The sequence below is a fragment of the Amycolatopsis sp. BJA-103 genome, from assembly GCF_002849735.1.
In the GTDB taxonomy this organism is placed as follows: Bacteria; Actinomycetota; Actinomycetes; order Mycobacteriales; family Pseudonocardiaceae; genus Amycolatopsis.
Genome location: NZ_CP017780.1, coordinates 4,825,726 through 4,849,984, shown reverse-complemented (window position 1 = coordinate 4,849,984; position 24,259 = coordinate 4,825,726). Strand labels below are relative to the sequence as shown.

10 protein-coding genes (1 of these 10 cut by a window edge) are annotated in these 24,259 nt (G+C 67.2%); all 10 read left to right on the top strand.

Translation table 11 applies throughout. The annotated features are described in order from the left end of the window. The first annotated feature begins 143 nt into the window (after positions 1–143). Complete coding sequence (gene eccD, locus BKN51_RS20910; RefSeq protein WP_233223588.1) at positions 144–1,490, top strand: type VII secretion integral membrane protein EccD; 1,347 nt, start codon at positions 144–146, stop codon at positions 1,488–1,490. Further along, the gene (gene eccB, locus BKN51_RS20905) at positions 1,490–2,905 is read left to right on the top strand and encodes a type VII secretion protein EccB (RefSeq protein ID WP_101609241.1); all 1,416 of its coding nucleotides are present in this window, start codon (positions 1,490–1,492) and stop codon (positions 2,903–2,905) included. The genes eccD and eccB overlap by 1 nt, the downstream gene beginning before the upstream one ends. A 228-nt stretch (positions 2,906–3,133) precedes the next feature. Next, positions 3,134–3,370, top strand: a complete 237-nt coding sequence (locus tag BKN51_RS20900; RefSeq protein WP_102906614.1) for a hypothetical protein — start codon at positions 3,134–3,136, stop codon at positions 3,368–3,370. Between the two features lie 93 nt (positions 3,371–3,463). Next, positions 3,464–3,766 carry a WXG100 family type VII secretion target gene (locus tag BKN51_RS20895; RefSeq protein ID WP_101609239.1) on the top strand — a complete coding sequence of 101 codons (303 nt, stop codon included), beginning with the start codon at positions 3,464–3,466 and terminating at the stop codon, positions 3,764–3,766. Positions 3,767–4,187: 421 nt separating this feature from the next. After that, complete coding sequence (locus tag BKN51_RS20890; RefSeq protein ID WP_101609238.1) at positions 4,188–4,802, top strand: hypothetical protein; 615 nt, start codon at positions 4,188–4,190, stop codon at positions 4,800–4,802. Between the two features lie 157 nt (positions 4,803–4,959). Then, positions 4,960–7,797 (top strand): hypothetical protein, encoded by a 2,838-nt coding sequence (locus BKN51_RS20885; protein WP_146044361.1) that lies wholly within the window; start codon positions 4,960–4,962, stop codon positions 7,795–7,797. After that, a complete protein-coding gene (locus tag BKN51_RS20880; RefSeq protein WP_101609236.1) occupies positions 7,794–9,389 on the top strand; it encodes a hypothetical protein in 1,596 nt (531 codons plus the stop codon). The genes BKN51_RS20885 and BKN51_RS20880 overlap by 4 nt, the downstream gene beginning before the upstream one ends. Then, entirely contained in the window at positions 9,386–9,862 is a 477-nt protein-coding gene (locus BKN51_RS20875) for a YbaB/EbfC family DNA-binding protein (RefSeq protein ID WP_174720434.1), read from the top strand. The genes BKN51_RS20880 and BKN51_RS20875 overlap by 4 nt, the downstream gene beginning before the upstream one ends. After that, the gene (locus tag BKN51_RS20870) at positions 9,855–10,190 is read left to right on the top strand and encodes a hypothetical protein (RefSeq protein ID WP_101609235.1); all 336 of its coding nucleotides are present in this window, start codon (positions 9,855–9,857) and stop codon (positions 10,188–10,190) included. Before BKN51_RS20875 ends, BKN51_RS20870 begins: the two co-directional genes overlap by 8 nt. A gap of 84 nt (positions 10,191–10,274) precedes the next feature. Beyond that, on the top strand, positions 10,275–24,259 hold the beginning of the coding sequence (locus BKN51_RS20855; protein ID WP_146044360.1) for an EndoU domain-containing protein. It continues 14,206 nt past the right edge of the window; 13,985 of the gene's 28,191 nt are visible here — the first part of the coding sequence; its start codon is at positions 10,275–10,277; the stop codon falls past the right edge of the window.

The following is a 24,259-nucleotide window of genomic DNA, read 5'->3' as shown; positions in this document are numbered from 1 at the left end:
CCGGAAGGCCTGGCGAGGCCGGTTTCCGGAAGTACCGTGCGGGCCGGGTCATGGTCACTAGCCCTGGCAGGAAGGACCCCGTACCCGTTATGGAAGAGCAGCAGACGCAGCATCGCACAACCAGTGCCGGAAGGCTACGGTTCGTGCTCCGGGACCAGACGACGGAAGTCGCGCTGCCCACCGAGGTTCCACTGGCCGATCTGCTGCCCGCGATCCTGCCCCGATTCGGGGCCGAGCGCGTCGAGGAGGCCGCCGATCACGAGGGCTATGTCGCCCAGCGTCTCGGCGAGCCGCCGCTGGACGAGGATCGCACGCTGGCCGAGCTGAACCTGCTCGACGGCGAGACCGTCTACCTGCGCCCGCGAGCCGACCAGCTGCCCGCGATCGCTTACGACGACCTGGTGGAGGGCGTCGGCGAGCAGGTACGGGCGCACCCCGGCACGTGGGCGGCCGGGCACACCCGGTGGATGCTGCGGATCGGCGCGGTGCTGACCTGGCTGGCCGGGCCGGTGCTGCTCGCCGGGATCGGCTCGGCCGTGCTGACCGCCGCACTCGCCGGCACGACCGCTCTCGGCCTGCTGGCCGGCGGCGCGCTGGTCGCGCGCGGCGCGGAGAACCCGCCGGTCGCCACGATCCTGGCCGGCTGCGGTGTCGGTTACGCCGCGCTGACCGGGTGGTCGCTGGTGGCCGCGCTGGCCCCGGCGGCCCCGTTCCCGGTGTCGCTGACCGCCGCCGCGGGGTCGGCGATCCTCGCGCTGACCGCCGGGCTGGTGGCGGTCGCGGACGCCGCGACCGTGTTCGCCGGGGCGTTGACGCTGGCCATCGCCATCGCGATACCGGGCCTGATCGGCTCGGTGTCGGGGTTGTCGCCGCACCAGGCGGCGGCGATCGGGGTGGCGGTGATCCTCCTCGCCGGGATGTTCGTGGCGACCACCGCGTTCCGGCTGTCCGGGCTGACCCTGCCGATGCTGCCGGGTGCGCCGGAACAGCTCGGTGAGGACATCGAGCCGGTGCCGAGTGCCCTGGTGATCGACCGCGGCGCCGCGACCACCGCCTACTCCGTCGCGTTGCACGTGGGTCTGGGGCTGGCGCTGAGTCTGCTGCTGCCGATGCTGGCGCTGTCCGGTTCCGGCTGGCAGATGGTGCTGTCGCTGGTGGTGGCGTTCCTGCTGTGCCTGCGGGCACGGCATCCGAACGGGGTGGCGCAGCGCTGGTCGCTGCTCGCTCCTGCGGCGTTGTGCGTGCTGCTGAACGTGCTGCACATCGGCGGTGAGCGGGATCCGCTGGGCCTGGTGCTCGCGGTGTTCCTGCCGGTGCTGGCCGTGGCCGCGTTGCTGGTGCTGGCCGGGCAGCGGCTACCGGGGCGCAGGCTCGTGCCGCCTTGGGGACGCGCGGTGGAGATCGTGGAGCTGCTCGTCGCGATCGCGGTGGTGCCGCTGCTGTTGCAGGTGCTGGACGTGTTCGTCATCGTGCGCGGGCTGGCGGGCTGATGGAGTCGCGGCGGGACCAGGCCCATGCCTATTTCTTCGTGCTGGGCCGGTTGTCGGCGGCGGTCACCCACGGCAGGCCGAACGCGCTGGAGCTGCCGAACAAGCGCTTCCGGCTCGGCACCTTGCTCGGGGTCGTGCTTTCCGTGGTCGTGATGGCGATTTTCGGCATCATCGGCCTGCTCAAGCCCGGCGGGAACACGTCGTGGCGCGCGCAGGGCGCTGTCGTGCTGAACGAGGACAGCGGCGCCAAGTACGTCTACCTGGACGGCAAACTGCACCCGGTGCACAACCTCGCCTCGGCCCGGCTGGTCGCCGGGAGCGCGGGGCCGCCGGTCGCGGTGTCGGCGAACTCGTTGCGAGGCGCGGAGGTAGGGCTGCCGATCGGTATTCCGGGAGCTCCCGACGAGCTGCCCGTCGAACCGCACAAGGGCGCGTGGACGGTGTGTGCGCTGCCTGCCGTGGAAGGCAGCGGCCTGAAGGCGGCTTTGCTGCTGCGGGCCGACCCCACGCCACCGGCCGGGCCGGAGCAGGCGGCGCTGGTGGCCGCCCCCGACGGCGTGACGTACCTGCTGTGGCAGGGGCGGCGGCACCGGGTCACCGCCCCTGTCGTCCTGGAGACCCTCGGCTACGGCGCCGTCGTGCCGACGCCGGTGACACTGGCCTGGCTCAACCCGATCCCGTCCGGGCCGGACGTCGCCGTGCCGGACACTCCCGGCGCGGGGCAGCCCGGCCCGCAGGTGGACGGCAAACCGACCCGGGTCGGCCAGGTCTTCGAAATACGCAATCCGGCGACCGGGACGACCCAGCTGTACCTGGTGCGCGCCGACGGCAAGGCGCCGCTGAGCCGGACGGCGGCGGCGCTGCTGCTCGCGGCGCCCGCGGCCCGCCAGGCGTACTCCGGGTGGCCCACCCTGATCGAGGCCGGTCCCGGTGCGCTGGCGGAGGTGCCCGAGTCGTCGTCGGGGCCGGACCTGGTGGGCACGTTGCCGCCGTCACCGCCGAAGGCCATCGTCCCGCCGCCGGACTCGGCCCTGTGCGGCCGGTACGACAGCGGCTCGGAGGAGGCAGGGCGGGTCGCCTTCCAGTTCCTGCCGCGAGCGGTGGTGAACGCCGGCGCGGCCCCGGTGACCGAGCACGTCGGCGGTACGACCGTCGACCAGGTGACCATTCCGCTCGGCGGGGGCGCGCTGGTGGCCGGGGCGGCCACGGCGCAGGGGAGCGCCGGTCCGGTGCACCTGGTGACCGCGACCGGCACCCGCTTCCCGCTCGCCGGCCCCGGCGAGCTGAAAGCGTTGGGCTACAGCGAAACCGACGTGGTGCACGTCGCGCCGCAGCTGATCGACCTGTTGCCCGCCGGGCCGGTGCTGCGCGCCCAGGACGCGCTGCACTTGAGCGGCGGCGTGGCGGGGCCGTGAACGCGCCGATTCTGTTGCCGAGGGGACTTCCCCATCTTCACCCGAATGCACGGCAGACAGTCCGGGCCTTCGGTATTCGGTCCTACTGTGATTACACACGGCGTCAGTTCGTGAACCGGTGGCGCCCCCGACAAATCGATTGTGACTACGGAGGTTCCCGTGACTACGGGTGTTAACGAAACTGAAGTCAAAAGCACGGCAAACGCCCATGCCGACCTGGCCGATTCCGTGAAGAATCAGGTCCAGATGATCTGCCAGCGGGCGGAACAGCTTTCGGGGGAGAGCAAATCCAACATGACCGTCGCTCTCGCCGAGGCCGCGAACTTCTTCAAGGACAAGGTCGGCACCGGTGTCGTCCAGGACCTGAACGACATGAGCAATCTCATGCAGAAGGCCGCGTCCGGCCAGGTGGCGTTGGACGAGGAGAACGCCAGCGTCGGCCGAACCGAAGGCTACCCCCTGTAGAAGCCCGCCGTGCCGCGAATTTCGACGCCGTGAAGGGGCCGCATCCGCCCAGGGCGTTTACCCACATCAACTGAGGACAGGAGTGTAAAAGGCATGCCAAGCCTTGATTCGATCCACTACAAGTACGATGCCATCGAAGATTGTGCGAGCGAAATGCGCCGCACCACCAACGAGATCAGCTCCAAGGCCGACCTCCTGATTTCGCAGGCGGACAAGCTGATGCAGGAAGGCTGGGAAGGCGAGACGGCCACTGGCTACCGCATGGAGGTAGACCAGCTGAAGCAGAAGCTGCACGACGCACGTGAGTTCCTCGCCTTGAAAGAGCAGCAAGTCCGGGAAGCCTCGGAAAGGATGCAGGACAACGACCGCAACGGCGCGAAGGGTTTCGGCGCCTGATCGGTCTTTCCCAGGAATTGCCGAGGTTAGGCAGGGTCCGGGTGTGTCCAGGTCGGCTACAGGCGCGATACCACCCGAGTGGAGTTGATCGAATTCTCGGCCTGTGGTCCTTGTCGGTGACGACGGTCGATGCGGCGTCAGGCAGGTTTCTCGATTACGGACGGTGGCAGGTCGTGGCGACAGGGGCGTCGGCCGCGGGGTCGTGAGTGATTCGGGTCGTTCTGACGATCTGAATCACTCACGACCTCCTGTACCGACGCCACATCCGCGACGTCGGCCATTCCGCCTCGGCCGGGACCACGAAGACACAGAGTTGATTCCGGCATCGAGACAACCCGAGTGGGATGCTTCTCGCCGGTCTGACCCGGCTGGAATCCGCACTCCGGCAAATGCAGCGAATGGAACGGAAAGGAAGAGTGGAGTGGCGAAGGCGACCGAGGCCGATCCTGTCATTCTCAGAAATGTGGCCAAGAAGATCGGCGCATTGCTCGACGACATGTCCGCGTTTCAGAACTTGAAGGGCCTGAAGACGGATGCGGGCAATTTCAAGATGGCGACGTGGCTCGAGAACGTGGTGCAGCGACAGGCCGACAGTGTGGTGACGCACGGGGAGAACCTCAAGCAGATCTACGAGCTGATTTCGAGGAATCTGTTGGAGGTTGCCGATCTGATCGAAGATCAGGATCTGGAGAACGCCAAAGAGATCGAGAAGGAGATCACGGAGATCATTTCCGACATGCCGGGGAAGATCTCGAAAGCTGTCGACGCCGACAGTGGCGACAGCGGCAGCGACGACAAGGACGACAAGGACGACAAGGACGAGGACGACAAGAAGGACGACAAGGGCGACAAGAAGGAGGACGGCGACGACAAGAAGGAGGACGGCGACGACAAGGGCGATAAGAAGGACGACAAAGACGACAAGGAGGGCAGCGACGATAAGAAGAACGACAGCGACGACGAGAAGGACGACAAGAAGGACGACAAAGACGACAAAAGTAGCGATTTGTCCAAAGGTCAGAAGACGCTGCAGTAGCGTCACTGTGCCGGACTATCTGGTCGTACGGCGGAAGCAGGTCGTCACCTGGCGGAGAATCCGCGAGCCTGAGTCTTGTGCGCGGCGAACACCCACTTTGACTTCGAATTCAGCAAGTTAGTCACCATCGATCGGTGCGAATGGTTGGAGGAATCTGATGGCTGACAAGGGTGCCGGTAAGCCGAGCTCCTTCAATGAGAGCCCGCCTGCGTCGGGCGGCCACTACGATGGATTTGGCGAACTGAGGGACGCGGTCGCCGAGTTGATCAATCTGCCGGGCGGTGGCGAGGCCGGCATAGGAAACCATCCCGTCGCGGATCGTTGGCATGAGCTGGGGCAAGCTTTCGGCTCCGCGATCGACGTGCTCGAAAGCGTTAACGAGGGCTTTCACAAGGAGATCAAAAGGGCTGTCGAGGATGCGCGTTTCGCAGGCGAATCCGGCACTGCCTTCGAGAATTATGCCGGGAGGATCTTCCGGGAAAGTCGGAGTGTGCTTTCGGTTCTCAACGGAGGGCGTATGCCCTATTCGTACGAGGTTGGTGATGTCGGGCATGACATCAAGGTCTTCGCCGAAGGCTGGTGGGACACGTACAAAGAAGGAAAGAGGAGCATCAATGAATCGCGTTCGCCAGCGGAGCTGCGCACTGCTCAAAAGACCATGATTTTAGGGCTGCTGAAGCTTCTTAGTGAACTTTCGGGTAAGTACAGCACCCGAGGGCAGGAGTTGGTTCCGTTCGAACCGGTCACCGGTGCCGCTGGCTCAGGCGGCGGTAGCGGTGGGGGCTCGGGTAGCGGCAGCAACAAGGGCAGTGGCAGCAGCAAGGGCAGTGACAGCAGCAAGGGCGGCGGCAGCAACAACAAGGGCAGTGACAGCAACAACAAGGGTGGCAGCAACAGCAAGGGCGGTAGCGGCAACGCGGGGGGCGGTGGAAACGACACTGATGCGGAGCAGGAGAAGGCCGCGCAGGAGGAAGCGGATGAAGCGCTGAGGAAGCTGCGCGAGGGTGACGTCGGAACCGGTGGTACCGAGTCGAGCGGTGGCGGTGCGGGTAGTTCCCAGGCCAAGAAGCAGACCCAGTCGGACGGTCCGAACTCCCAGGGTGGCGGTAGTGGCTCGGGTGGCGCGCAGGAGAAGGCAGCCCAGGAGAAGGCGGCCCAGGAGAAGGCGGCCCAGGAGAAGGCCGCGCAGGGACAGGCCGCGCAGGGACAGGCCGCGCAGGAGAAGGCCGCCGCAGGACAGGCTGCGCAGGAGAAGGCAGCCCAGGAGAAGGCCGCGCAAGAGAAGGCCGCGCAGGAACAGGCCAAGCAGGAAGCGGATGAAGTACTGAGGAAGCTGGGCGAGGGTAACGGCGGGACCGGTGGCGAAACCGGCGGTACTGGGCCGAGCGGTGGCGGTGCGGGGAACTTCCAGGACAAGAAGCAGACCCAGTCGGGCGGCCCGAACTCCAAGGGTGGCGGCAGCGGTTCGGGCGCCGCACAGGAGAAGGCCGCTCAGGAGAAAGCGGCTCAGGAGAAAGCGGCTCAGGAGAAAGCGGCTCAGGAGAAGGCCGCGCAAGAGAAAGCAGCGCAGGAGAAGGCCAAACAGGAGGCGCTGGACGCGCTGGACAAGCTGCGCAACGGTGATCCCGCGCAGGACAAGGCCATCGACGACGCCAAGGACGCGATCGAGAAACGGTTCGGCGACGACAAGAAGGACAAGCCGGGCGACGCCGAGGTCGATCCGAAGGCGCTGGAAAAGGCCAAGGGCGGCGCGCAGGATGTGCTGAAGGAGCTCGGCAAGAACGACCTGACGCCGGAGCAGCAGAAAGCTCTCGAGCAGGCGAAGAAAGACATCGGCGGGATGTCGCCTGACGACGACCCGAAGGACCTGGCCAAGGCGAAGCAGGACGCGCTGGACGCGCTGGACAAGCTCCGCAACGATGATCCGGGTCTGAACAAGGCGATCGACGACGCCAAGGACGCCATCAAGGACCAGTTCGACGAGGCGCTCGGTAAGGATCGGGGCGGTTCCGGTGACGGTCACTCCATGCCCGATCCACGCACCGTGGACCGGGCCGCCGACGAGGCCACGGACGCGTTGGACGACGCTGCCGAGCGCAAGCTGAACCCGGAGCAGCAGGGAGCCGTCGAGCACGCCAGGGATGCGCTCGACGATCTGCGCGAAGCGAAGACTCCGGAGGAACTGGCACAGGCCAAGGAGGATCTGTCGGCCGCGCTGGACAAGGTGGGCAAGTCGATCGACGACCCGGCCGTGCGCCACGAAATCGAGGAAGCGAAGAAGGCCGTAACCGGGCTGGGCGAGCACGAACCGCTGTCCACCAACCAGATGAAGACGCTGGGCGCGGTCGAAAAAGAGGCCTTGTCGGCGATCGACGACCTCGGCAAGGACACCGACGACCCGGCCCGGCAGCAGGCGTTCGAAGACGCCAAGGAAGCCGTGCGCAAGTCGATCGGCCACATCGGACCGGAGGATCTCAACCTCCGTACTTCCGGCGGTGGCGGCAGCAGCGGGGGTGGTGGTGGCGACCACTACAAGTCGACTGGATCGAACGGCAACGGAACGTCCGATCTGGACGACTACCTGCGCGGCAAGGGCCAGCACAACTCGCAGTACAACGGCAATCAGGGCAGTGGCAACCAAAGCAGCGGCAACCAGGGCGGTGGCAACCAGGGCGGTGGCAACCAGGGCGGTGGCAACGGATACGGCCGGGGCAGCGATGCCACCCGGTTCGATGTGGCGGCCAAGCAGTCGCTCGGCGCGATGACCGGCCAGCAGGGCGGGCAACAGGTCACGTCCACCTTCCCAGGGTCTTCCTCGGGCGCACCCCCGATGGGCATGCCGATGGGCGGTATGGGTGGCGGAATGGGAGGCGGCGGTGGCGCGCAGAACCAGGGCAGAGAGTCACAGATCTGGGTGCAGGCCGATCCGACCGTATGGGAGGACACCGCGGACAAGCCCACGCCGGTGATAGGTAAGGGCGGGACCGAACAGTGACCGCACCCGAGTCGCAGGCGCCGCCGGCCGACGGGCCGACCGTCGATCAGATCGCCTTGCTGGTCAACGGTATCGACGCCAACGGTCTCTACGCATGGGCGGCCGCGTTCGACCGTGCCCGCGACCAACTCTCGCGAGTGCGTGACGGGTTCCGCGCTGCCCACCGCGCCGCGCTGGAGCGGTGGGCGGGGTTGTCCGCCGACGCCTTCGACGACCCGAGCCGCCGCGTCGAAGCGATCACGGCCGAGCAACTGCACGTCCTGCGCGACCCCGGCCATGGCGCCTTGTTGCGCAGGGCGGGTGACGCGGTGCTGGACAGTCAGGCACGGATGCGTGTTCTGCTCCGGGCGCGCGCCGAACAGCCCGATGCGGCGGGCGAGCAGGCCGTCCGGCCGGAGGCGTGGCGCATCCTCAACGACCTGGAGAAGGTCTACCTCGACACCGGCAGAGCCCTTGCCGGGCAGTCCGGCGAGGGCGGGACGGCCGTGCCCGGTGGGGGCGGCGGTTCGGCGAGTGGCGGTTCGTCGGTGGGTGTCGATCCGCCACCTGCCGGGTCGATCACGTCGCAGGAGAACCCCGCGGCTCACGGTGGTTCCGGCGGTGGAGCGGGTGGCGTGGTCTACACCCTGTTGGGCGGCTACGGGCGTGGCTCGGCCACCGGCGGCGGCGGCGGTGCGACCGGCATCGTCGTCCGGAACGTCACCACACCGACCGGCGAGACCTTCCCGGCCGCCGGGTCGGCCATGCCGTTCGGCTCGGTGGTGGGCAGGAGCACGACCGGCGATGCGTACCGGCCCGGCACGAGTTCCCCGGCCTCCACGGGCTCCCCGGAATCCTTCGGCGTTTCCGCCTCCGACCCGTATGGTCTCTTCCCCGATCCGGGAGTACCCGGCTATCTCCCGCTGGGCAAGTCCGGCGGCTACCCGACGGACCCGCGCCCGGGCCGGCCCGAGGAATTCGGTTCTGGTCACGAGGGCTCGCCAGGCGACGTGTCGTCGGAGACGGGAGCGGTCACCGGTCTTTCGGTGACCGGTCCGGGCAAGGAAGGCTCCCCCCGGGAATCCACCCGGTCCTCGAAGCGGATTCGTACCGCGGGGGGCGAGGTGAACGCGTCGGCCGGTGCCGGCGAGTCGGCCAAGAACAGGCAGGGCACGAATCCGCAGACGGTCTCGTCGTCCGCGTCGGGATCGACCTCGGGGACGGAGCCGGGTAGCCGTTCGACGACTCTTCCGGTGCGCCAGTTGCCTTCCGAGCTGGCGTCGGTGCCGGGCGGGCCGGGTAGCGCCGCGTCGGGCGGGGTCCCGCTGGAGAGCAAACAGGTCCGGTCGTCGACCGGCACGGGTGGTGCCGGTCAGCCCGGCTACGGCATGGGGCCCATGGCCGCGGGAGCCGGGGCGCCGCAGAGCCAGGGCGGATACCGGTCGGTGACCGAGCTGGCCGAGCACCGGGACCTGTGGCGAGGCGGCGCCGAGCCGGACGGGGTGCTGGGCAGGCCCGGGCCCGCCCCGGCCGACGACGACCCGCGCGACGACACGCAGCGCTACCTCGGCGATCTGTCGAAGCTGCTGGACGAGAAAGGAGAAGGCCGATGACCTGGCCGGACAGTTCGGATCTCAACGAGATGCGGCGGATGAAGGACGAGGCGCTCGCCGCGCTCGAGCGGCAGCGGGAAACCGCGAAAGAGACCAGCCGCGTGTGGCGGGAGGAGACCACCACGGTCACCGCCGAGGACAGGTCGATGTCGATGACCTTCGACGGCCGTGGCGAGCTCACCGGCATCACCTTCACCGGGTCGAAATACCGCTCCATGGCGCCCGCCCAGCTGGCCAGCGTGATCGTGGACATGGTGCGCAAGGGCCGGGCCGAGAGCACGGCCAAACTCACCGCGCACGCTCCAGCGGTACCCGGACTCGATCTCGACGGGCTGATCAACGGCACCGCCGATCCCGCCGACGTGCTGGACAAGATTCTCGGGCCGATGCTCGACGGAATGGACAACCTGTCGCCGGAGAACATGCGGAACTGGTTCTCCGACGACACGCGGAAGGACTCCCGCGATGGCTGAACAGTTCTTCCTCGACGAGGATGAGGTTTCCGCGGCCGCCAAGGAGTTGCGCGCAGTCGGAGGGCGGCTGGACGACCTCTCGAAGTGGCTGATCGGAGGGCTGGACATGACACGCGGTTGCTGGGGTGACGACGATATCGGTAAGGCTTTCGTCAAGAACTACCTGAAATACGCCGACGTGGGAGAAATGGGTTCGGCTGCGGCGGCCGCCAACGCCGACGCGATGGGCGAGAACATCATGAAACTCAGTGAACAGTTCGTCGGGCTGGACGAGGAGGCGGTGCGACGAATGGACAAATCGATCAAGTTTGAAACCAAAAAGGACTGATCCGAGAGTTCGGTGCATGATGACGACGAGCCTTGCCGCTACCACGCGCGGTAGCCTGCAGGCCCCTGGTTCGCGGGGCTTGAAATGAGCGGTGTCGGCAAAGGCACGGGCGGCACCGAGTACAACGGACCTGGAGAAGAGTCCGGCGCGTCGGGAGTCTTCAAACCGACCGAGCTTCCACAGGATCTCCAGAACTTCTTCTCAGTGGTCGTCGGCCTGCGCTGGCCGGAAGCCAACCTTCAGGGAATGATACTTCTCCGAGATTTCTGGCGCGATTACGGCGCCGCGGTCGAGGAGCTGCTTCCGCAACTTCGAAAAGCCAGGGAAAAGTTCGACGCCGGCATGGACGGAGAGTCGTCCGGTCACTTGCTGCGGTATATCGACGACGAACTCATCCCGCAGGCCGAGGGGCTTGCCGAGGTCGGCGCCGAGTTGAAGTCGATGGTCGGACAGACCGCCGCCGACGTCGAAAAATCCATGATCATGTTGGTGGCCTTCGCCGTCATCGCGCTGATCTCGTTCATTGCTCTCCTGTATTCGGTCATGCCCTTCTTGGCAGGCCTTGTCGTCACAGCTTTCCGGGAGGTCGGCAAGGCGATTCTCAAGGGCGTGCTTTTGCGGTTGCTGCAGCAGGCACTCGCGAAGGCGGGCCCCGCCGCGCTCGCAGGCCTCCGGGAGCTGTTCAAGAAGGCTCCCCACATCCTCTTGAACACGGTCAAGTTCGGTGTCGGTGGCGCGGCGTTCATGGCCGGACTGGACGCGACGATCCAGGGCATACAGCTGGCGCCCGGCGGGCTGCGGGAGAAGTTCGACAGCGAATCGGTCTGGAAAATGGGAGTCGGCGGTGCCATCGGCGGCGCGGGAGCCGGCGTCGTCAGCGGTATCGGGCGGACGCTGTCGAAGCAGTTTCCCAAAGTCCCGAAGAACTACCGCGCGATCGGCAACGTCGCGCACGCACTCGGCCAGGCACTGGCGATCGTGCTGACCAACCCGCTGGTCTTCCTCGCCACCGGCGACGAGGACGGCAAGTGGTGGGAGGGCATGCTCGGCGAGTTCGGCCCGCTGGACCACGCCGGCAACCACGGCAAGAAGATCGCCAAGCACCTCCTGGAGCACCTTCCCGGCCTCGCGGACACGCACGGGCTCACGATGCGGACGGAGACCGACGCTCCGCCGTCCGAGGGCGGGGGGTATGACTCCAAACCGGCGCCGGAGGGCGACAGCGATTCCGAGGTCGGCCAGGACTTCTCGGAAAAGGGCGGGGCAGGCCGTGACGGCGACCTGACCGCGGACGACGCGCGGACCCGGTCCGAGAGCGCAGGTGATGCCGACAACCGGTCGGTGTCGTCCAGTGGACACTCGCGATCCGACACTGCTGTGGACACCTCGGCGAACAGTTCGCCCGGCGGCGGTGCGGTGCGGCAGCTGGCGGTGACCGGAGCGGACAACCAGCAGTTCGGCACCCTGTTCACTCAGGAACAGAGCGGTGCTTCCTCGCAGCAGGTGCCGATCTCGAACGGTCAGGGCACACAGGCAGGCGGCGCCGGTTCCGGGCAGCCGCGAGGTTCGCAGCAGTCCGTCCCGGCACAGCGCGACGGGCAGCAGTCCAGCCAGGCTGCGGACCCGCGCCCGCGAACGTTCACGAACGGCGATGTCGGCCAGTCCTCCGACGCCACGTCCGCGCGGTCGGCTCACGGGAACGAGACAGGCCAGGAGACGCTGTCCCGGCCAGTCGGACCGCGCGAACAGGCGGTCTCCGGCGGAGCGGACGTGGCGCCGGACGGCGGGAAACAGCCGTCGGGACACGAGTACGTGCCGGACGACTCGAACCTGAACCGGACCGTGTCGGGAAGAGGGCCCGCTGCCGAGGCCGAGCAGCCCGGCGGTTTCGCGGGACAGCTAGAAGGTTCACCGAGCCAGGAGAGCGGAGCGGGCGGTGGGGCGTCGCCAGGGACGCACCCGGTCTCCACGACTCAGCGACCGCCGAGCCAGCAGGGGACACCCGAAGCCCCCGCGGCCAGGGCGCCAGGCGGCGAACAGAACCAGGGCAAGAGCCCGGAACAGACGGTCGAATCGCGGTTGACCGATCATGCTCCGGAGCACTCTCTCGACCAGCGGCGGACAGCCAGCGAGTCGCACGCCGCACCGAAGGAAGCGCCGGAGCCTGCCGGTCGGCAGGCCGACGGGCCGTCCCCGGATCCGGCGGCCGCTCAGCACCACGACAGTCCGGGCACGGACCAGACCGACGCTCCGCCCGTCGTTTCGCCGGGCTCCGCGCAGACGCCGCAGAAATCGGGGGTGGAGCAGCCCGTCGTGGGCCGGTCATCTGCCGCCAAACCAGACGGCTGGCAGCCCACCTCGCACCCGTCGGGAAGGGAGAGTTCGGTCGATGGCGCGCTCGCGCCGCAGCGGGGACCGGGCGAACCGGTTGTGTCCAAGGCCGGTCTGGAGTCGGACGGTCCAGCAGAGCCCGTCTTGGTGCCCGGGAGTGACATCGAGAACGGGTTGGCGGGTTTTGCGGACGAGGATGCTCCGCCGCCGGCTTACGAGCCTCCGCCGCCGTCTTATGCCGAACTGCTTGGCCTGCCGCCAGGTTTGGTCGGTGACAAGGGGTTGGGTGATAAGGGCTTGGCGGCTTCGTCCGAGCCGGTGAAGGCGCGGCCGGACCAGAGTGCGGCGCGGTGGCTGGACTCCTTGCTGGGTGAGCAGGACGGCGGGTTGACCGAGCTGGAGACTCGGGAACTGGTCAGGCGGACGGTGGGTGATCTCACGGTGTTCCCGGTGGGGCTGCCTGCGGACCAGCTGCAGGGCGCTGATGCCGGTGTGGGGAGTTCCGCGGCGGGTGAGGGTGGCGGTGGAAGGAAAGAAACGAAAGAGCGTGCGGCGGCTCTCGGGGTGCAGTTCATTGAGGAGAACCGTGCGAGGGGTCGTCAAAAACTTACGTGGAGAGAATACAAGAACTATCTGTTAGCGAATGGGTTTGAAGCTGTCACCGACAGATCTGCGCAGAATTACTGGCATGAGTCCAAGTTGCGGGCCGGTGAGCCGGTTCAGGTTCGGCGCAAGTCTATCGATCCGGACGTTGAGACTCTCGGGACGCAGCTTGTTGCGGAGAACCGTGCGAGTGGTCGGGACACCGACTGGAAAGAGTACAAAGAGTACCTGCGACAGCATCAGATCTCGGTCGATAATCTTCCCAGGGCCACCATAGCCAGGTATTTGCGATTGGCTAAGGATCAGGCCGGTGAGCCGACTCGGGTTCGTGGGAAGGGTGTCGGTCGTGAAGATCTAAAGGTGCGTGTCAGTCGCTATCTACTGGAGAACCCTGAGGCGTCGATAAGGTCGATTAGGGTAGCTTTGTTCGGTGAGCCGGTTGATGGCGTAAAAGAGGGTGTCGACACCGACGTCTTACGGTCGGTTGTGAACGAGGTCAGGGGTGAGCTGGGTATCCCGGGTCCACAATTGCCGGGCCTGCCGAAGTCGTCGGCAATTCCTCTTGTTCGGGAGTACTATGCCGAGGCTTTGCTGGTGAGCAAAAAACCGACCTCGGCTGGTCTTGTCAGTTATTTCCGGGCTGCGGGGAGTGTTCTGGGTTTGGACGCTGCGGCCGGCCATCTTCGGGAGGTTGGTGGCGACCTGGCGATTGCTGGTGTGAGTAGTGTTTTCGATGCTTTTGGGTCGGGGGCGCGGGGGGTGGTGGATGTTACCGGTGGCGATGGTGTGCGTGCGCGGGTGGCCGGTGAGATTACGGGTAATTGGGGTCGGTATGCGGATTTGCCGAATAGTTCGGGTGCGGTCGCTGCGGTTCGGTCGGGTGGGTCGTTGGCGGGGCTGGACGAGGTGGTGTTGACGGCTTTGGCCAATGGATTCGGTGTGGGTGTTCGGGTGCGGGGAGAGAATGGTGAGTATCGGGATTTTGGTGAGGGTATCGCGGGGACCGTGGTGTTGGTTCATGGTGCGGCGGGGGAGGGCTTCTACCTGGGTGTGGCGCAGGGTAAAGCGCGTGCCGAGGGAATTGTCGATGGTGGTGTGGAAGAGGGTCCTTCCGTCGGGTTGGATATGGATGGTCATGGTCCGACGGAGGGGCAGCGGGACATTTTGGATGGGTGGGGGTTTGATCCCGTTCCTGTAGCGCCTTCCGGTGATAGTTTGTTCGTTGCTCTGCTTGCCGTTATTCCGGATTCTGAAGCAGTTTATGGTTCTCCTGAGAATCTGCGCAGTAATGTGGTCGGGTATTTGAGTGAAGATTTCAATGCTGTTCGTTTTCGTGATAGGCATGGGTGGGAGATTTTCGACTACCACCGCGAAGTGCAGTGGCTGGGTGAGCCGGGTGCGCCTGTCGGGCTGATGGTGGATCTGGTCGTGGACGCGGTGGCGGAGATGACCGGGACTCGGGTCGCGGTGGTGAATGAGTCGGGTGCGGTGCGACTGCATCAGTCTGACCAGTTTGGTGCAGGGCCGGACGCTGCGACTGTGGTGTTGCTTCAGCGTGATACGGACGGTGGGTATTTTCTGGGGGCGCGGCCGTCGCAACGGCCCGACGCGTCTGGTGGGGCAGTGGACCGGTTGGTGTTGTCGGGTGGCAGGGCCGGGCTGCCGGGTGGTGCGCCGCCGCGATCGCGTCGGGAGCTCTTCCCCGGTGAGTCGCCTTCCGGTCCGTCGAGCGAGGCGGTTCGGCGGCCGGAGCCTGGGGAGTCGTCCGGTCCGCCACCAGCGGCGGAACCAGAGCCGGAGCAGCAACCAACGACCGCACAGACGGCGGACAATGACGGTGCCGATCCCGGCACGGCAGCGGAGAACCGGCGGCGCGACGCCGGGCCGGACTTCACCCCGGCCCGGACCCTCGGTGGCGCGACCATGGCCGGCCGGGTCGGCGACGTCGGCCAGGTGGTCGGCGACCTGCGGCGGCTGCTGCCGGAAGCGTCGAAAGTCACCGGCATGGACGCTCTCCACACCAAGCTGGCGGAGCGCCCGGAGGAGCTGGCAGGCGGTACCGGAAGGTGGTTCGAGATCACCGCCGGCAGCCGGAAGCTCGACGTCCTGGTTCGCACGGAGTTCGATTTCGGCCAGGCCCGCGAGCCGGGTGCGGATTCGCCGGGACAGGTGTCCGGGCGGCACGAGTCGTCGGATAGGGCCGGCGAGCTGAACCGGACACTCCATCAGGACCGCGCGCACCGGATGATCGCCGTCATGCCGACGCCGGGACTCGGCTTCTTCGGTGCGATCAAGGCCGTCGCCACCTTCCTTCGTCCGAGCACGACGCGGGACGAGACGGTGACCCGCGAGGCCGGCCACACGATCGAGTACGAGGTGCCCCGGCGGTTGCACAACGCGGAGGTTCCTTTCCGGACGGTGGTGTCCGTGTTCGACCGCGGCGTCGCGATCGCGCAAGAGCGGACACTGGGCTCCCCGATATGGGCGCCGATGGCCGTGCCGGAGACGGTTCCCGCGCCGCAGGCCGGCGGCTGGCTGGCGACCGGCCGTCGACTCCCGCGCGCCGGGGTCATCGATGTGCACCTGGACCCCCATGCGCCGGCGACCCACAAGGGCAAGGATCTTCAGCGACCCGGGACCTTCGACAAGGTCAAGTCCTACCTGCGGAAGGTGTTGCCCCGCCTCGGCGAGGAGGAGCGGAAGACCATCCACGAGTTCCTCAGCGACGCGACGGTGGCGCGGAACCTGCAGTCGATGGAGATCACGCCGACGCAGCAGGAGGACGGGGCGAGCGGGTGGCTGGACGTGGGCACCCTCGTCAAGGGGGCCAACTGGCTGAAGGCACGGCGGACCATCCGGGCGCAGGTGCAGATGCGGGTGGTCACCCGCCGATACCAGCATGTGGAGGACGTCGACGGGCTGAAGGTCACCCGCACGCGGCGCGAAGGCGACGGCGTCGCGAACACCACCAGCGCCACCCACGAGAAGATGCTCGAACTCGCGGGCGGCGCACTGGGCGATTTGGGAGTGGTCAAGCCGGCCGGTGGGGGACAGGTAATGGGCTCGGGGGCGCATGCCCACCAGTACACGTCGAAGGCGAGGAACACCGGCCAGGACGTCAAGACCACCACGGAGAACGGCGTCATCTGGCTCGCCGAGTCCGATGTGGAGGTTCGGGTGGTCGGCAGGCCGCCGATCACTTTCCGCGGGGCACTCACCTCCTACCGGGTGACCACGGCCGAGGAGGCTCGGGCGACCGGAATCGTCGCCGGCCCCGATGGGCCGACGCTGGAGGGAGAGCGGGAGCCCTCGTCCCCGCCCGCGGTGCTGCACCGCGCGATGCTCGCACACACCGGGGCGGGTGAACGACTGGCGAAGCTGGTCATCGAAACGCTGCGGAAGACCCCGGGGCAGGGCGAGAAGCGGCTCTGGAAGTGGGGTGACACCGATTTCCTCGTCGATCCCGATGACCCGGTCGTCACTGGAAGGCTCAGCCGCGAGCTGGCGGAGCAGGTCGAGCGGGCCACCGAGGCGCGGAGGAAGCTGCGCGACGACCAGCTCGGTGCGAGCCCGGTGACCACCCTGGCGTTCACCCACGAGGGCACGGGGCACACCGACCACGTGCTCATCGAGGTCACCAGGGAAATCGAGACCGCCGTGCGCGGCGACCAGGTCGACGGTCAGCGCGGCCCGGAGACCGTCCGCTCGACCGAGGGCACAACGGATGTCACCCGGCGAGCGAAGAAGTCCTTCGGCGGGGCCCTGATCGGCCGCTTCTACTTCGGAGCTCTCGGTATCACGCAGCTTCTGGACGTGAAGTCCGGCGTCACCATGACCACCGACCGGTCCACCAGGATCGGCCGGTCGGTCGAAACGGAAACCACGAAGGTCGTGGGACATCCCGGTCCGGACGGCACGCTCGGCAGTGAGCCGTACCGCCGTTACACCGGAACAGCGCGCTACGGGCTGGACGGCGTGTTCTGGCGGGAAGACAAGGACGTCGTCACGGAATTCCGTTCGCGGAGGGCCGGCGTACCGGAAAAACTGGTCTTCGGCGACGGCTCGCCGGAGGCGTCCTCGATCGAAGTGGACTTCGACACCCTGGTCTCGGACGTCGACACGCTGATACCCGAACTGAGCCGACCGCGCGATCCGCGGGTCAGCGAACCGAGCCCGCTCGACGACGTGGCGATCAACCACGACGGACCTCCGGCCACGGACCGGCTCCGGCGCACCGGCGATCGCCGGCTCGACGGTGTGCGGACGGAGCGCGAGGACGGGGCGGGCCGCCGGGTGGCGCTGGGACAGGAGCTGGTCGGCAAGGTCGCCCGGTCGCCGCTGGACGGTAGCCAGCTCGCCAGGATCAAGGCGGGCCTCGGTGCCGCGAACGGCTTCGGCAAGTTCAGCGTCTTCGACGTCTCCCCGCCCCCGGTCACCCACGGTTCCGGCCAGCGCATCATCCTGGCCGAGTCGAACATGATGCTCGACCCCCAGGAGCTGGGTTACCGCAGGTGGACCGACACCACCCACACCGTGACCGGTGCCACGGTCATCCAGTCCAGAGACGGACGGCAGTGGAGTTTCGACCCGTTCAAGGTCGAAGGCGTGCTGGTCAGCATCGGCCCCCACAGCGGGCCCGGTGGTGCGGGCATCGTCGAGGGCAAGCCGGTTTCCTGGCAGACATCGCGTACGGCGGGGCAGCGCGCCGAGCCCGCCAACATCACCACGCGCGGCTCATGGGCAGAGCCGGAATACCTGGTGAGCGTGACCAAACGGACCTTGCAGGTGGTGGAAAGCTCGTTCTACGGCAAGGCTGGCAGGCGTACGTTGAACCGGCACTCGCCTGCCTGGACGCGGCTTTCCGAAGGGCCGGGACCACGGCCCAGGGACGAGACCACCCGCGCGGCCCACCAGTTCCACGAGGAGAACGTCCTGGTCTGGCTGACCGCCGACCAGCTCGCCGCGGTACGCGAGAACGCCGATCTGGAACAGCAGCGGCTCCTGTTGGAAGAGTTGCCGTTCCCGGAACCCGGTACGGAGACACCTCAGGCGGCCGAGGTGAACGAACCCCCGGCCGCGACGGCCCGGACCATCCTGTGGCGGCCCGGTCTGAAGTTGCCGACCACACCGATCGACCTGACCGAGGCCATCCCGGAGCTACGGCGCGCGCTGGCCGAACACTCCGACATCGGGCCGGACACCGCCAACCGGATCTTCGAGCCCACGCCGGCCCGGAGCAAACACGACAACCACGCCAGGGCCGAAGAGGTTCTGGCCAACGCGCAGCAGCACCTCGACGAGGCAGGCAGCGGCCACCTGGCCGTCCCGTTGCCGGTCGCGGAGAAGACATCCCGGCAGACCTACGAGTTGTGGATCCAGGCCAGGCAGAAGGGGCTCGCGCGCCCCGGTGAACCGGCGCCGGGAGGTCTGACCTTCACCAACCGGCTGACCGAAACCAGCGGCCACGCGCGTGGGCGGAATTGGACGCACGCAGTGGTGGCCGCGACCACCTTCGGACTCGTCACCTTCTCCGGCGAGGACGGCGACGTCAGCCACCCCGGGTATGGGGTCGGCGGCGCCGGCGGGACGACCGAGCACCATTTCGGGGTCGTGAAGACGGAGACCGAGCTCGAAACCGCCGGAACCGACGAGCAGACCGCCGCGATCTCCGGCTCACGGGAACGGACGACGGCCGAGCTCGAGTTCGACCTCTCCGTCCGGCGCGGCGGCACGGTGTTCGCCCACGTCCAGCTGGTCCGCGAGGTCGCCGTGGATCAGCCGGTGGAAGAGGAGTTCTCCCCCGCGCCACCCGAAGAACGGCTCGGCAGGATCGGCGACACCGCGATCCGAAAGCAGGACGTTTCGCCGCAGGCTCTTCGCCGATGGCACCGTGAGCCGGGCCACCTGGCCGCCCCGGACCCGGGAAAGTCCTTTGTGGAGGAGGTGTACCCGGACCCGGACCGGCTTGCCGCCATCGCCGGACAGGGGATCGCCGAGGGCGGCGGTACCGTGTCGAAACAGGTTCACCGGGAGCTGGCCGCATCCTTCGGCTACCGGATGACGAAGAACGGGCTGCTTCGTGCCATGGGCGACGACGGCCTGCCGATCCCGGTGAACCCCGCGCTCGGCCTCGACCTGGTCCTGCATGCCCGGCCCGGGAAGTCCGCGCGCCTTGGCGTGCCCAGCGAGCGCGTCGAATTCGGCGGCAAGCCCACCGAGACCACGAAAGAGACGCACAAGACCGCATTCACCTCGCACCATCACGAGTCCGCCGGCCTGCTGGGACCGATAGGGACCGGGCTGCCCGTCTTGCCTGCCTTGGTGCGCCCGATCGCCGAAGGCGGAACCGCCAGCAAGAGCGAGCACACCAGGGAGCGGGACAACACCCCGCGGACATGGGCCAAGCCGACGCCGGGCGAAACCAAGCTCACCGGCTCCTGGCTGGAAGATCTCGAATTCCTGCTGGTGGCCAAGCCCACAGCCAAGTTCGGCCTCAAGCATGCCGTGGCGGTGGAGTTCTCGGCCGAGAACGCCGCGCGGATCCGGCGCGCCGATCGCAACGACCGGATCCCGTCCTACCTGGCCGAGGCGACCAGGATCTTCGCCCAGCGGGACCAGACATGGAACGACGCGGCGCGGCGTTTCGCCGCCGCCCGATGGCGGGCCCGGCAGACAGCCGAACTGGACCGGTTGCTGTCGCTGCCCCGGCCGCACAGCCAGAACGACACCGCCAAGATCGAAGTGCTGACCAGCCAGGGTGTTCGTGCCGGGGATCGTACCGGTGCGGAGCAGGCCGCGCGGGACGCCGAAGACGCGCTCGTGCGGGAAGCCGACTCGCGTCGGCTGGCGAAGTCCGCGTACGGCGCGGCGATCCTCCGTGCCCACGAGGCCGTTGTGGTGAAGCCGGAGCCGGATGCGACGATCGCGGCCGACCGGACCAACCTGCAACGGCTCGAAGATGACACACGGCTGCACCGGATCGCGCAGCACCTGCTCGACTGGAACGGTGAGAACCACGCACCGCGACTGGAACTGCGTGGCTTCGGCGACCTCACCACGACGGATGCCGTCAAGGACCATCTGAGGGACGTCATCAGGCGACTGGACGACCTGGTCGGCCTGGCGGGGTCCGAAAACGGCCACCGGCCCACCCTCTCCGAACTCGGCGTGCACGTCCACATCAGCCACGTGTCTGCCGATGGGCCAGTCCAGGCGCAGGTCTGGCTGGACAAGGGAGAACGCGTCGATCCGCCGGGCGAGGACGTCGACGAGGCGGCGCTTGACCGGTACCGGGAGCGGCTGGAGGAGTTGTCCGGCCGGGAGCCTGGTGAGGCCCCTGCTCTTCCTGGGGAGCGTGAGCCGGTGTTGCCGGACGATCCTGGTGCGGGGAGCCGGGATTGGTCGCCGCGGGAGGTCGGTGAGTTCGTCGCTCGGGCGCGTGCGTGGTGGTTCGGGTCCGAGGGCATCGGCGCGGATCGTGGTTCGGCGGAGCGGCTGTGGCGGGATCTGGGACCAGACCTGGGGAGTGGCGGGGTCCGGTTCGATTCGGGCCGTCGGGATGCGGCGATTGTGGCGGTCGTGTTCGCGGAACGTTCGGGGTTCGGGCCGGATGGTTTGGCGGAGCTGGTCGGGCGGTTGCGGCAGTGGGCGTGGGTGCCGGGAGGCACGGGCGGTGCGGGACTGCGGGTTCCTGCCGATGTGGTTCGGGGTCATGCGGAGACGTTTGTATCTGGATTTCCGGATGATGCCAGTCCTAGTTATCCTCAGTTTCGGAAATACTTGGAAGAGAGCTTTGGTGAGGGCGAGGCCCTGCCCGGCGAGGACACGACGAGGAAAATTCTCGCCGACGTTGTGAAAGAGTGGGGGTTCGAACTGAGCAGGGGAGGTCGGCCTTCGGTTCTTCCCTATGAGGAGTTGAAATCTCACGCCAATCGCCATGTTGACCTTCTTGGTGGATCTGGTGTCACGGTTGCCGGTTTTTGGCAGTATCTGCAGAGTGAGCAGATCGAGTTCGGCAAGGTCAACGCGGCAGATGCGTTGCGTCACGTGTTGGCGGAGAGGGAAATTCTTCGATCCCATGGTAGAAATTCTGGTATTTCTGATGAAAAGGCGAGGGGCTACGCGCGTGAATACATTTTAGCCGCTGGCACATCTGGCTCAATTGAAAAGTTTGCAAAGTTTGTGCGGAACCTTGATGGTGAGAGGCCCGGCGCTGCGCAGGGAGCAATCGGTGCTGTGCGCGCGATGGACGCGTATAACGGGTTTCTTCGAAAGTGGGAAGGGGACGTGTGGACAAAGGTGCGGGTGTTGTCCGCGGCGGATCCTGAATCGGGTCTACCGATGCCGATAGTTCATGACGAGAGTTGGCGTCGGATTCATGACCAGCTGCAATCGGCTATCGAGCACGGTGAGGTTGCGGTAGGCGAGGTGCTCAACGCACCGGGGGTTTTGGACGGGGTGGCGCGTATTGCCTGGTTCCGGGCGAGCCGGGGGGCTGATCCGGGGCCGGTGGTACGGGATGTTTTGGGCGGTTTGCTGGCCGAGTACGAGGCTGGTGCAGGGAGCCGGTCGTGGTCGGACGATGTGGTGAATGTTTTTGTTTCCGAGTCGCGGGCGTGGTGGGCTGCGTGGGGGCCGGAGATGGTTGCCGAGGCGCGGGTGCCGGCCTGGCAGGTGTGGCGGGAGGTGGGTGGTGATGACGGTTCGGTGGTGTCGGAGGAGTGGGGTTCCGAAGCGGTTGATGTGTTGGCTTATGCCATGGGGCCCAAGGGGTTCGGGCCTGCTGGTGCGCGGGAGCTGGCGGTACGGCTGAAGGTGTGGGCATCGCGGGTGCCGTCGAGCCGTGCGGGCGCCGGGCCCGGCGCCGCGCAAGCCGGCAGGCCCGCCGCCGATGCGCGGCTGAGTCAGGAGCTCCGGTCGATCGCGCTGTCGGACGGGCCGGCCGCCGATGCCGATGGGCCTTCGCGGCCTCGTGCGGGTTCTCCGGGCGCGGGATTGGAACCGGGTTCCCCGGAGTATTTCTCGGTGCTGCACCACGCCGTAGTCACTGAGGTGCGGAGCCTGGCCCGCAGGGGTTCGGGCGACATCGAAGGCTTTGTCCGGGAGCATGTGACTCCGGTGGTGGTGGAGCGCTGGTTCTGGGAAACGGAGCCGGATCCATACCACGTGAAGGGCGCCGCCTCCGAGATCGCGAAGGCCGTGCTGGGGTTTCATGGGTTGCTCGGTGGCGCGCCCGCATCCGTGGGCGGTTCAGCCGGTACCCGTGCACTGTCTCCCGGCGAGTCGGAGGCTGGGCCGTCCAGCATTCCTGGCGGTGGCTCCGAACACCTGGCAGCGTCGAAGCCCTCGGGCGGTGGTAGGCGGGACCTGTCCGAAGCCGAAGTGGAACAGCTGTATCACGAGGTGCGGTCCGAGTTACGCCGGCTGGTCGGGAAGCGACGGCTTCCGTTCGACGACCCGGAGGTACTGGTCAGCCGTGCGGATGTCGCGCGGGCGTACGCCGAGTTGGGCGAGTCGAGTCGCTCGGGCTCGCGGGCCGCGACAGCGATCGAGGAGGGGCTCCTGCCGGATGATGGTTCCGGGCCGGCGGGCGCCTCTCGGGAGCAGGTGCCGCAACCGGATTCGCAGACCTCGTCTGATCAGCTGGCGGAGATCGAGCGGAGAGATGATCGAAGTGAGCTACCGCTGGGCGGTCGACGGATGGACGTCCGGTTCGAAACGGGACGCACTCTCCCGCTGAGTATGCACAGCCGTGACCTCGAAGACGTCGACGATCCGGCGAACGAGAGCCGCTGGATGGTGCCTGATGGCGTGGAGTTGCAGCGGCTTGCCGAAACACTTGACCCGGAGTCGCGGAACTATCGGCCGGAATGGGCTGGGCTGACCGTGGCGCAGCAGTGGGCTCTGCTGGCCGCCGAACTGCGTGGCGAGCAGTTCCACGAGCGCGACCGCGAACAGGCGATCTGGAAGATCCGCATCCTCAACAACTTTGGTGCGAAGTATCCGACCGGCAAAAAGGCGCGCGCCGAGCTGGAAGAAATAGCGGACCTGGCACACGAGAAGCTCAAGTCCTGGTCCACTGTCACCAACCTGTTCCCGAACAAGATGGTTCCCGACGGAAACGGCGGAAAGGTATCGTTGATGCGTTTGCTCGCCGACGGCGAGCCGATCCGGAACAGGTGGGAGACAGGCAGCTCGGGCGGGACCACCGATATCAGTGACCGGGTCACGGCGGAATGGCTTTTCGGCTATTCGTCGTCCTTCAAGAACAGCGAACCGGTGACGGTCGAGAATCCGGCCGAGATGCCTCGCTACGGTGCGGTGATCCCACCCAGCCGAGTCGAGGGATCGGCTGTTCACTACGGCACGGTCGTGGTGCAGTGGAACGAGGACGTCCGAGCTCGCAGCACGTTCACGCCCGGCGACTCCATGGGCATGGACACCGACACGAACGCGGTCACCTACACCGACAAAGAACACCTGTACTCGTTGCTGGCCTACGGCGATGACGAACTGGTCCGCCACCTCCTGGCCGAAGCCACTGACTACCGGTACGACCCTTCGCTGAAGGACGCACCAGGCCCGAGTACGCACGGGTTTCTGGAAGCGCAGATCCACGGCCCGCTCGACCTTTCCCACGCGAAGAAGGTGGTGATCAACTGGGGGGCGTTCGGACTCAGCGACAACGACCAGCCGAATTTGACCAAGGCCGAGGCCGAGCAACTGCGCGACGACCTGCGCGCCGTCCGGCCAGGCCTGGACGTCGAGCTGGGCAAGGAGATCGGTGAGCCCGGTCGAGCCGAGCTGGTCGAACGGAACAGGGTGCGTGGGCTGTACGGCCTGGACGCGAGCAGCCGGCCCGACGCGCAGGACCTTGAGGTGGCGCGCAAGCTGGACCGGCTGGCCGGAGGCGGCCCCTTCGCCGGGCACGCGAGCCGTCAGGACCTCATCCTGCTACTGACCGTCGACGATCCCACGCGACTCGATGACGAGGCGACCGGCCGGATGTTGCGGGAGCTGTTCGAAGTCGCCCGGCAGTACTTCCAGGACCCGGAAGGCCTGCGAGCGGCGGCGCCGGAGCGCGCGAGCTTCTTCGACCGGTTGGTCGGCGAATCGCAGCCGGACGCGCATCCCGA